Source organism: Pantoea sp. R102, from assembly GCF_004916815.1.
Taxonomy (GTDB): Bacteria; Pseudomonadota; Gammaproteobacteria; order Enterobacterales; family Enterobacteriaceae; genus Pantoea; species Pantoea dispersa.
Window position 1 is genome coordinate 1 of record NZ_SDFT01000199.1, and the last position, 12,369, is coordinate 12,369.

Sequence of the window (12,369 nt, forward strand, 5' to 3'; positions counted from 1 at the left end):
GGTTGTGGCGGCGTACCGTCAGCTGATGTTGCTGGCAGCGACAGCGATAGGGGAAGGTATTGCTGCGCACCGAAGTGATGGCGAACTGGTGGGTGCGGCGGGCGGGCACGCCCAGCACGTCCTCCATCATCCACTTCCACTCTTTGCCGTGCGGCGGCACGCGGCCGAAGGTTTTCCACACCAGCAGATGCGCCAGCTCATGCGGCACCACTTCATCGATAAAAGCCTGCTGGTTTTCCAGCAGCAGCACCGGGTTGAGGCGAATTTGCCACTGCTCCAGCCAAGCGGTGCCTGCGGCCGTGCCGCGCTGCTGATAAACCAGCGTCGGCTCTTCGAAATGACGTTCGAGTTTTTGCTGAGCCAGCTGCAAAAAATGGCGCAGCGAGCGCATGACGGCTTGTTGCAGGGCGATGGGCAGACGTGGCGTTTTCATGTGCGGCAGCATAAGGCGTTGCAGCGGGGTACGCAACTGCATGCGCACAGGCGGCAGATAAAAAAAGGGCCGCCCTGCGGCAGCCCCGGTTAACGCATCTGGCCTTACTGCTGGCCGATATCGCGCAGTTTTTTGCCCGACATCAGGTTGCGCTCGATGTGCTCCAGCGAGACGTTTTTGGTCTCCGGAATCAGCGCGACCGTCAGCAGAATAAAGAACACGTTCAGCGCGGCGTAGACCCAGAAAGTCGGCGCGTTGCCCAGCGAGTTCAGCATGGTCAGGAAGGTGGCACCAACGATCATGTTGGCAATCCAGTTGGTCGCGGTAGAGACGGTGATACCAAAATCACGCCCTTTCAGCGGCTGAATTTCAGAACACAGTACCCAAATCAGCGGACCGGCTGACATCGCGAAACCAACAATGAACATCAGCAGCATGGCGATGGCAAAGTACTGCTCACCGGCAGAGTTGATGCCAATGTGCAGCATGGTACCGAGGATACCCATGCCGGCTGCCATCACCAGGAAGCCCAGCACCAGTGTTGGTTTACGGCCCCAGCGATCCACCAGACCGATAGCGATAAAGGTGGCCAGCACGTTAACCAGACCCACGATCACCGTGCCCCACATTTGCTGCGTGGTATTGGCGAAGCCGGCGATTTCGAAGATTTTCGGTGCGTAGTACATGATGACGTTCATGCCGGTGAACTGCTGCATCACCTGCAACAGCACGCCGAGGAACACCGCGCGGCGGAAGTTGCTGTTGCTCTGGAACAGCTGCCAGCCGGACTGTTTGATCTTCAGGCTTTCGCGGATCTCATCCAGCTCGCGTTTCGCCTGCTCGCTGGTGTCACGCAGGCGATCCAGCACGCGCTGTGCATCGCGGAAGTCACCTTTCGCCGCCAGCCAGCGCGGGCTGTTTGGCAGGAACACCACGCCAACCAGCAGCAGCACCGCCGGAATAGTGATGATGCCCAGCATCCAGCGCCAGTCGCCCGAGGCACTGAACGCGGTGTCAGACAGGTAAGCGCCGAGAATACCGATGGTGATCATCAGCTGATACAGGGAAATCATACTGCCGCGGATCTTCTCCGGTGCGATTTCCGAGAGATACAGCGGGGCGGTATAAGAGGCAACGCCGACGGCAAGGCCGAGCACCACGCGCGCGGCAATCAGCATTTCCGGGTTTGGCGCCATCGCCGACCACAGTGAACCGATAACGAACAGGATGGCACCGGCCATCAGGCTCTTTTTACGGCCGAGACGCGAAGACATCCAGCCGCTGCCCACAGCACCGACCGCAGCACCGAACATCATTGAGCTGACGATCCACTCCTGCTGATGTGCGGTAACGTTGAAATCTTTCGCGATGAAGGGCAGGGCACCGGCGATAACGCCGATATCCAGACCGAATAGCAGGCCCGCCAGAGCGGCCAGAAAGCAGACAAACAGGGTCATCGCCTTGTTTGAGGTTCTGCTTTTGTGAGTATTACCAGGCATATTGCCTCCGAAGTTTATCCATCTTTTTTTATCAATGTTAAGTAAGCTGCCTGCGGGAAAAAGTGAGTGCGATCACATCGATGTAATCGGTTACACACGCTGAAACCCTGTAATCCAGCATTTTTTGCCCGAATCAGTCACATAACCAGTAAGGTATAGCACCCTTTAAGTTTCTGACATCACTATAAATATCGGCTATCAGACGACGCTGAAAATAACGCATTTTCATCACCGTTACTACGCTGAAAAATCTCTAAATTGAAGATATTAAAAGGATTTCAAAATGTAATCGTTAACACTTTGTTGTAAGCGCAGTGCTAACAGTGTAGACAGCGCTGAAAAATGCGCCTGCGGTGGTATAGACAAAAAGTGTGATGGTGCAGAGGCGGGATAGGGGAAGCGGTCAGAGATGAAAGAGTGGAAATTTCGCCGCTAAAAAAGCCCGCTTGCGCGGGCTCGATTTACCTTCTCCGCTAAGAGAAGCTCGGGGTGAGGGCCGTTGCCCGCACCCGCGTAGATTACAGGCCTGCGGCCTCGCGCAGCTGGGCGGCTTTGTCGGTCTGTTCCCACGGGAAGTGTTCACGACCAAAGTGACCGTAGGCAGCGGTTTCTTTGTAGATTGGCTTCAGCAGATCCATCATCTGAATCAGACCGTATGGACGCAGGTCGAAGAATTCACGCACCAGTAGCGTCAGCTGTTCGGTTGAAACTTTCTCGGTACCGAAGGTTTCCACCATGATTGAGGTCGGTTCTGCCACACCAATCGCGTAAGAAACCTGGATTTCGCAGCGATCGGCCAGGCCAGCGGCAACGATATTTTTCGCCACGTAGCGCGCAGCGTAAGCCGCTGAACGGTCAACTTTCGACGGATCCTTGCCGGAGAACGCGCCACCGCCGTGACGAGCCATGCCGCCATAGGTATCGACGATGATTTTACGACCGGTCAGGCCGCAGTCGCCCATCGGGCCGCCGATCACGAAACGACCGGTTGGGTTGATGTGGTATTTGGTGCTGGCGTTGATCCACTCGGTCGGCAGTACCGGCTTGATGATCTCTTCCATCACCGCTTCACGCAGATCGGCCTGTGAAATCTCTTCTGAATGCTGAGTTGACAGCACTACCGCATCGATACCGACAATCTTGCCGCCGTCATACTGGAAGGTAATCTGGCTTTTGGCATCCGGGCGCAGCCATGGCAGCGTGCCGTTTTTACGCACTTCAGCCTGACGCTGCACCAGACGGTGCGCGTAGGTCACCGGTGCCGGCATCAGCACGTCGGTTTCATTGGTGGCGTAACCAAACATCAGGCCCTGGTCGCCCGCGCCCTGTTCCAGCGGATCGGTACGGTCTACGCCCTGGTTGATGTCCGGCGACTGTTTACCAATCGCGCTCAGCACCGCACAGGAGTTAGCATCAAAGCCCATATCGGAATGAACATAGCCGATTTCACGTACGGTATTGCGGGTGATCTCTTCGATATCGACCCAGGCGCTGGTGGTGATCTCACCGCCAACCAGCACCATACCGGTTTTTACGTAGGTTTCGCAGGCGACGCGTGCTTTGGGATCCTGTTCAAGGATGGCGTCCAGCACGGCATCGGAAATCTGATCGGCGATTTTATCAGGATGTCCTTCTGATACGGACTCGGATGTAAAAAGGTGTTTAGCCATTCTGTTCTTTACCTTGCAAATGGTTTGAATTCGACTGCATAGCGTAAGCGGGATGATGCCAGCTCGACGCCCCTTCAGGCAAAGCCGCAAGCAGTAGGAAGTGTCAGCGTACCAGGCTCACACCGCCTGGATGTTAATCAGTTTAGATGGAAAACCATCTGGACGGCTATTTTAGGTCACTCAGTGCGCGTTTTTCCAGTGCTTTTTCGCCATCCGCATTTATCGCTACAGATCAACTGGAATATTTTCCTGACACCCGCCGCAGCGCGCCGACAAAGATTTTGCATTTTGCCGCGTCAGACTGTATAAAACGCCGCAGTTGTCCCATGGATGACGCCCCCGTGCGTCGCGCTGTCAGAGGCTGTTGATCTGATTTTCATCCACTCCGTTTCCGCATGCTGTTAGCAGGCGCTGGAGGTGATAAAAACAATGAACCACATTTTCGCTCTCTTCGGTTCACGGCGCCGTTCTGGCGCGCTGGCACGCCTTTCCATTTCCAGTTCTGCTCTTTTCTCTCGTCGAAGTTTTCTGCGCTGCGGTAATTATCCCGACACGAGCGCCGGCTAAGCTATTCCCCCAGTTTCTCTGCTGTGTTTCACTCGCCTGTGGTGAGGTGATGCGGGACGATTTTGCCCCGTTGTGCACCGCTTCCGGCACGGTGTTTTACACTTAACCTCAGTAAGGCGCACGGTAACCTGCTGAGGCAAGATAAGCAGAATGAGGAAATTTCCATCCGGCGCAGTAGCAGCAAAATCCGGCAACTTTTTCATATTTCAACGGAAAATTGAGGTTCGTGATGTCTGACGACATGAAGAATATCAAGGGTTCGTCAGCTGGCGAACAGGGTGTACTCCGCTCGATGCAGGAGGTGGCGATGAACGATCAGGACGCAAGCAGAATGCTGCGCACCTACAACATTGCCTGGTGGGGAAACAACTATTACGACGTCAACGAACTCGGCCACATCAGCGTCTGTCCGGATCCGGATCAGCCGGAAGTGCGCGTTGACCTGGCGAAGCTGGTTAAAGAGCGCGAGGCCGACGGCCAGCGCCTGCCTGCGCTGTTCTGCTTCCCGCAAATTCTGCAGCACCGTCTGCGTTCGATTAATGCCGCCTTTAAACGCGCGCGTGAATCCTACGGCTATAAGGGCGACTACTTCCTGGTTTACCCGATCAAAGTTAACCAGCATAAGCGCGTGATTGAATCGCTGGTCAACTCAGGCGAGCCGCTGGGGCTGGAGGCGGGTTCCAAAGCTGAGCTGATGGCGGTGCTGGCGCACGCCGGGAAAACCCGCTCGGTGATTGTGTGTAACGGCTATAAAGACCGCGAATATATCCGTCTGGCGCTGATTGGTGAAAAGCTCGGCCATAAAGTCTATCTGGTGATTGAGAAGATGACCGAAGTGCGCCTGGTGCTGGAAGAAGCCGAGCGGCTGAACGTGGTGCCGCGCCTCGGCATTCGCGCCCGTCTGGCATCGCAGGGCTCCGGTAAGTGGCAGTCGAGCGGCGGCGAGAAATCCAAATTTGGTCTGGCGGCATCGCAGGTGCTGCAGCTGGTCGATATCATGCGCAAAGCGGGTCGTCTCGATAGTCTGCAGCTGCTGCATTTCCACCTCGGCTCGCAGATGTCCAATATTCGCGATATCGCCACCGGCGTGCGTGAATCGGCGCGCTTCTATGTTGAGCTGGCGAAGCTGGGCGTCAACATCAAGTGCTTTGACGTCGGCGGCGGGCTTGGGGTTGACTACGAAGGCACACGTTCGCAGTCAGACTGCTCAGTCAACTACGGCCTGAACGAATACGCCAATAACGTGATCTGGGCCATCGGCGACGCCTGTGAAGAGCACGGTCTGGAACATCCGACCGTGATTACGGAATCGGGGCGTGCGGTGACCGCGCACCATACCGTGCTGGTCTCCAACATCATCGGCGTTGAGCGCAATGAATTCAGTACGCCGGTCGCACCGGATGCCGACTCACCGCGCCCGATTCAGAGCCTGTGGGATACCTGGCAGGAGATGCACGAGCCGAGCGTACGCCGTTCGCTGCGCGAATGGCTGCATGACAGCCAGATGGACCTGTTCGACATCCATACCGGCTATTCGTCAGGCACCTACGATCTCGGTCAGCGCGCCTGGGCAGAGCAGCTGTATCTCAGCATCTGCCACTATATTCAGCAGCATCTTGACCCGAGCAACCGCGCCCATCGGCCGATCATTGATGAGCTGCAGGAGCGCATGGCGGACAAGATTTACGTCAACTTCTCGCTGTTCCAGTCGATGCCGGATGCGTGGGGCATCGATCAGCTGTTCCCGGTGCTGCCGCTGGAGGGACTGAACAAAACTCCGCAGCGTCGTGCGGTACTGCTGGATATCACCTGTGATTCCGATGGCACCATCGATCACTACGTTGACGGCGACGGTATTGCCACCACCATGCCAATGCCTGAGTACGATGTGGATAATCCACCGATGCTGGGCTTCTTCATGGTCGGGGCGTATCAGGAAATCCTCGGCAATATGCACAACCTGTTTGGCGATACCGAAGCGGTTGACGTCTTCGCCTTCCCGGATGGCAGTGTAGAAGTGCAGCTGTCTGATGAAGGTGATACTGTGGCGGATATGCTGCAATACGTGCAGCTCAATCCTAACGATCTGATGACGTTATTCCGCGATCAGGTAAAACAGCAGCAGGATATTGACGAAGAGCTGCGGGCGCAGTTCCTTGAAGAGTTTGAGAGTGGGCTTTACGGCTACACCTATCTCGAAGACGAGTAAGTGTATTTCCCGCAACGGGCTCCGGCTGGAGCCCGTTATTATCACCTTCCCTGACAATCCTTCCCGCCATTTATTTAATTCGTGATCGCTATCACTCTGAAATTATCCCGGCCGAAACAGCAAATTCAAACCGTTTATTAACAAAAGCTATCTGCTTAATTCAGCAGCGAAAGCGCATCGGCAGCGAAAAAAACGTTTTTTAAATCTGTGGCTTAGTGTTGTACCTGCCCGCAAATGACCAATCTTTCTTTTATGAGTTTCTGGCTATCTATAATAAAAATTTAAGCATAAGGCGGTGGGTGAGCGATGTGCAGACTGTCGGTTTTTTGACGCTTTCTGGAATCCCGCTTTAAGCAGTGCAATATCCCATCTTAAGCACAAAGCCAGAATTTATACCAATTCTTTATAATTAATTGCTTATTAATCAATTGATTATTGGTTTTATTTTTTTGTCAGGGCCGATTGGCAAAATCTGAAATCTAAGAATTATCTGATCTTTATATGAAACATGCAGTGAAAAGGAAGCTTTATTGATTGGTTTAAACGATTAAAGTTCGCGCTGTTGTTCACTGAAATCTATTTTTCAAAATGTAAGTTGTAAGTTAACCTTCAGTTAAGGTGTTAAGTTTTATCGATGTTTCCCTTACGAATCACATGAGAAAAGCTGACGGTTTAACGCGCTATCAGCCAGTGTAAGGATCGTAAAATGCGCTGCAAATCCGACTACATTCTGATGCTGGAGCCGGTTCACGCTATTTCCGGTGAAGTGGTGGCATGGGAATTGTTGACGCGTTTCGCAGATGATGCAGATACCAATAATAAGCGTAACCCTGACAGGGATGCAGGGTTCTTCAGTCGGCTTTCTGCTGACGAAAAATGGCAGTTATTCCTCCACCAGGTCGAAAAACTTATTCAGCTTTACCATGCGGGGTTTGAGCAGGTCATCAGCGTTAATGTAGACAGAGATATTGTTTCAGGCATTTTTAAAGATGCTGAAATACAGAGAAAACTGGCCGCGCTGACGCGATTACGGCTGGAAATCTCTGCCTTCTTCACCGCACGTTTTAATAGTGCCGACCTGCTGATCCTGAAAGGCGTAGCCAAAATCACGCCGGCCCCGTTATGGCTCGATGACTTTGGTCCGGGTTTTTCCAACCTGACCATGCTCGATAGCGGAATATTCGACATCGTCAAGATTGATAAAAATTTTTTTTGGCAATTTGGCGAAGATCGCACTTTCGACATTCTGCTCGACCACCTCAATCAATTATGTCGCGGCGTGATTATTGAGGGCGTTGAACATCAACGTCAGGTTGATTTGCTGTCGCAAAAATCAATTTACGGCATGCAAGGCTACCACTGGAAGAGCGTCTATCTCACTGATTTGTTGGCGCAAGTCTGAAAAGAGTTCGGCAGAGCTGTTTTTTCGGACGGGCGGCAAATAACGACTCAGCGCGTTTTCACTGTGCCTCTGGCAGATGAAACCGGCCTGGAGAGGATGTGAGTAATTCATTGAATTATTCGCGAAGAATACCGGTGTCTGGCGATACCGGGCGTTTTTATGGATGCCATTAAGCTTATAACTGCGCGGGATATCGATAAAATGAACAATATCTCTGTAACGCCTAAAGGCGGAACGATTGCTACTGAAGTGAGCGGTAATCAGGTTAATTTGACTGCTCCCAGTGTGGTTAAGCTCAACCTTAATCAGGCTGATATTAAGTCTTTCACACGCAATGGTAGTGATTTAGTGGTCACCACTAAATCCGGTGAAGTCGTTGTTATTCATAAATTCTACGATGCTAACGGCGACAGCGATCTGGTGCTGCAGGACGACAAAGGCGCGCTGTGGTGGGTGGAAGATCCCGGCACAGAAGGCTTCCAGTTTGTCTCTATCGACAGCACGGAAGGGCTGTTAGCGGAAAACGTCACGGGTGACGGCACACTGACCGCCTTTGGTATCGCCGGCGCCGCGCTGGCCGGTATCGGTGCGCTGATCGCCGGTAACAACGGCGGTGGCGGCGGTGGGGATAACGGCGGCGGCGACAATGGCGGCGGCGGTGATACCACAGCACCAGCGGCGGTCAGCGATCTGCTGATCACGGATAACGCGGGCAGCGTGCAGGGCGCTATCACGGGCGGCACCAGCACCGATGACAACACGCCTACGCTGAGCGGCACGGCCGAAGCGGGGACCATTGTCAGTATTTACGACGGCACCACGCTGCTGGGAACGGTCACCGTCGGTGCCGATGGCCGCTGGAGCTTCACGACACCCGCCCTGGGTGAAGGGCAGCACAGCCTGACGGTTACCGTCACCGATGCTGCCGGCAACACCAGTCCGGCCACCAGCCCGGTTGATTTCACCGTCGATACGCAGCCACCGGCAGTGGCCACGGACGTGTCCCTGACCAACAACAACGGCGGCAGCACCACGCCGGTACCAAACGGATCGAGCAGCGATGATAACACGCCGACCCTGAGCGGCCGTGGTGAAGCGGGCGCTGTGGTCAGCGTTTACGATGGTCAGACGCTGCTCGGCACGGCGCTGGTGGGCGCGAACGGCAACTGGAGTTTTACCACGCCAGCGCTGAGCAATGGCAGCCACAGCCTGACCGTGACGCTGACGGACGCTGCCGGCAATGTCAGCGCTGCGTCCTCTCCGTTTGTGGTGACGATTCAGGCGGGCCTGCCGTCAACCAGCAGTTCGCTGCAAATTACCGACGATAGCGATGCCACGCTGCGCACGCTGAGCGATGGCGCCAGTACCAAAGACAGCACGCCGGTGCTGAGCGGCCTGGCGAGCGCTAACGCCGTCATCACGCTGTACAACGGCACCACGCTGCTGGGCAGTACTATTGCCGACGGCAGCGGTCAGTGGCGCTTCACTCCCGCCACGCTGGCAGATGGTACTTACGCGTTCCGCGCGGTTGCCACCGACGCCGCCGGTAACGTCACCACCTCCGTCACCCTGACGGTCACCATTGATACCGTGGCGCCCGGCGCGGCAGGCGATTTGCTGCTGACCGGCGACAGCAATGGCACCGTGACGCCGATTGCCGCCGGCGGCAGCAGCAATGACAACACGCTGTCGCTGAGCGGCACGGCAGAGGCCGGCAGCACCGTTACGGTACGCGATGGCAACGTCGTGCTCGGCACGGCTATCGTCGGCAGTAACGGCAGCTGGAGCTTCACCACGCCAGCGCTCAGCGACGGCAATCACAGCCTGACTACCACGGTCACCGACAGCGCCGGCAACACCGGTCCGGCGTCAGCGGCTATCGTGGTCACCGTCGATACCACCGCACCGGCGGCGATCGGCGATCTGCAGGTGATCGACAACGTGGGTGCCAGCCAGGGCCCGCTGACGTCGGGCGCTACCACCGATGACAACACTCCTACCCTGAGCGGCAGCGGCGAAGCCGGTGCGCTGATCAGCATTTACGACGGCAGCACGCTCCTGGGCAATACCCTTGTCGGGGCCAACGGCAGCTGGAGCTTTACCACGCCAGCGCTCAGCAACGGCAGCCACAGCCTGACCGTTACGCAAACTGATGCGGCGGGCAACGTCAGCAGCGCGACCGCGGAATTTGTGGTCAATGTGGACGCTGCGCTGCCACCCGCCAGCGCCAGCATTGAGCTGGTGGGCGACAGCGGCAATACCCTCGTCTCACTGCAAAACGGCGCCGTCACCAATGACGACAGCCCGACCCTCGCCGGCCTGACCCGGGCGGGCAGCCTCGTCCGCATCTTTGACGGCGGCGATCTGCTCGGCAGCACCACCGCCGACGGCAATGGGCAGTGGAGCTTTGCCCTGAGCAACCTGAGTGAGGGCGGCCACGCGTTCAGCGCCACCATTACCGACGTTGACGGCAATGTGATTGACACCGTCACCCTGAACATTACGGTTGATACCACGCCACCGGCGGCAGCCAGCGATCTGGCACTGCTGAACGATGCCGGCAGTACCGCACAGCCGGTGACGGGCGGCAGCGCGATCAACGATGCGACACCGCTGCTGAGCGGCACGGCGGAAGCTGGCAGTATTGTCACGATTCGCGATGGCAACACCGTTCTCGGCAGCGTCAGCGTGGGCAGTAACGGCAGCTGGAGCTTCACCACGCCAGCGCTGGGCGAGGGCAATCACAGCCTGAGCACCACGGTGACCGATGCCGCCGGCAACGTCAGCCCGGCATCAACGCCGATCGCCTTTAGCGTTGACACCACCGCGCCTGCCGCCGTCAGCGGCCTGCAGGTGACGGATAACGCGGGCAGCGCCACCGGTGCGCTGGCTTCCGGCCAGACCACCGACGATCGCACGCCAACCCTGAGCGGTTCGGCAGAAGCGGGCGCGGTGGTGCGTATCTATGACGGCACCACGCTGCTCGGTAGCGTTACCGCCGGTAGCAACGGCAGCTGGAGCTTTACGCCAGATGCGCTCACCAACGGGCAGCACAGCCTGACCACCACGGTGACTGACACGGCCGGCAACGTCAGCCCGGCATCGCCGGTGTTCACGGTCAACATTGAGGCGGGCGTGCCGGCCACCAGCAGCCTGCTGATTGTCACCGATGATAACGGCAGCACGCTGGTCGAACTGGCCAATAACGACAGCACCACCGACAGCACGCCGATTCTCAGCGGCCAGGCCGGGGCGGGCGATCTCGTCACCCTGTACAACGGCAGCACGGTTTTGGGCAGCGTTGTCGCGGGCAGCAACGGACAGTGGAGCTTCACGCCAGCGGCGCTGGCCGACGGCACCTACGCATTCCGCGCCAGCGCCGATAACGGCAGCGGCACGGTGACGGATTCGCCGGTGATCACCATCACCATCGACACCGTCGCGCCCGCAGCACCGACAGGCATCCAGCTGACTAACGATGACGGCGATCCGCTGGGCACAGGCAGCACTAACGTCTCTGCGCCAACCCTGAGCGGCAGCGGTGAAGCTGGCGGTGTGGTCATTATCTCCGATGGCGGTACGGTGATTGGCAGCACCACGGTGGGCAATGATGGCAACTGGAGCTTTACCACGCCACCCCTCAGCGATGGCAGCCACAGCCTGACCAGCACCGTCACCGATGCGGCCGGCAATACCGGACCGGCGTCAACACCGGTAACCGTCATCGTCGATACGCAGGCACCGGCGGCGGCGGGCAATCTGCAGCTCAGCAATGGCGACGGCACACCGGTTGCCGCGGGCGGCAGCACCAATGACACCACGCCAACCCTGAGCGGTACCGCTGAACCCGGCAGTACAGTGACCGTCAGCGACGGCGATACGGTGCTGGGCACGGCGACGGCAGGCAGCGACGGCAGCTGGAGTTTCACCCCGACCGATCCGCTGAGCGAAGGGCAGCATAACCTGACGTCCACCGTTACCGACACGGCGGGCAATACCGGGCCGGGCAGTACGGCGGTGATTGTCATCGTCGATACCAGCGCCCCTGCCGTGGCCAGCGAGCTGCTGCTCAGCAACGACCAGAGCGGCACACCGGTGCCGGTCAGCAATGGCCTCACCAATGACACCACGCCGGTGTTGAGTGGCCGCGCGGAACCGGGCAGCACCGTGACCATTTCCGATGGCGATACGGTACTGGGCACCGCCACCGTCGGCAACGACGGCAGCTGGAGCTTCACCGCACCGGTGCTGGCGGCGGGCGACCATAGCCTGACGGCGACGGTGACCGATACCGCCGGCAATACCAGCGAACCCTCGGCCGCCCTCAGCTTTACCATCGATACCACCACGCCAGCCGCGCCGGGCAATGTGCAGCTCAGTAATGATCAGAGCGGCACGCCGGTGCTGATCACCAGCGGTGCCACTAACGACACCACGCCGGTCCTGAGCGGCAGCGGCACCGCCGGCAGCACCATCACCGTCTCGGATGGCAATACCGTGCTGGGCACCACCACGGTCAACGACGACGGCAGCTGGAGCTTCACGCCAGCCACTGCGCTGGGCGAGGGGCAGCACAGCCTGACGGCGAC

The 12,369-nt window shown here is 57.5% G+C and carries 6 protein-coding genes; 3 read left to right on the forward strand and 3 right to left on the reverse strand.

What is annotated here, in order from left to right:
* The 3 genes from ERD80_RS18910 to metK form a co-directional block, all read right to left on the reverse strand.
* On the reverse strand, nucleotides 1-433 hold a 433-nt coding region (locus ERD80_RS18910), incomplete at its 3' end, for a SprT family zinc-dependent metalloprotease (protein ID WP_136548063.1).
* A gap of 104 nt (nucleotides 434-537) precedes the next feature.
* Entirely contained in the window at nucleotides 538-1,932 is a 1,395-nt protein-coding gene (locus ERD80_RS18915; RefSeq protein WP_031279461.1) for a sugar porter family MFS transporter, read from the reverse strand.
* Between the two features lie 518 nt (nucleotides 1,933-2,450).
* Nucleotides 2,451-3,602 (reverse strand): methionine adenosyltransferase, encoded by a 1,152-nt coding sequence (gene metK, locus ERD80_RS18920; protein WP_021506636.1) that lies wholly within the window; start codon nucleotides 3,600-3,602, stop codon nucleotides 2,451-2,453.
* 796 nt (nucleotides 3,603-4,398) lie between these two features.
* Between metK and speA the strand changes: the two genes are divergently transcribed.
* The 3 genes from speA to ERD80_RS18935 all read left to right on the forward strand — a co-directional run.
* Nucleotides 4,399-6,378 carry a biosynthetic arginine decarboxylase gene (gene speA, locus ERD80_RS18925; RefSeq protein ID WP_071813582.1) on the forward strand — a complete coding sequence of 660 codons (1,980 nt, stop codon included), beginning with the start codon at nucleotides 4,399-4,401 and terminating at the stop codon, nucleotides 6,376-6,378.
* Nucleotides 6,379-7,084: 706 nt separating this feature from the next.
* Complete coding sequence (locus ERD80_RS18930) at nucleotides 7,085-7,780, forward strand: EAL domain-containing protein (protein WP_136548065.1); 696 nt, start codon at nucleotides 7,085-7,087, stop codon at nucleotides 7,778-7,780.
* Nucleotides 7,781-7,981: 201 nt separating this feature from the next.
* Nucleotides 7,982-12,369 (forward strand): Ig-like domain-containing protein (locus ERD80_RS18935; protein WP_136548067.1); only part of this gene is annotated, 4,388 nt, incomplete at its 3' end.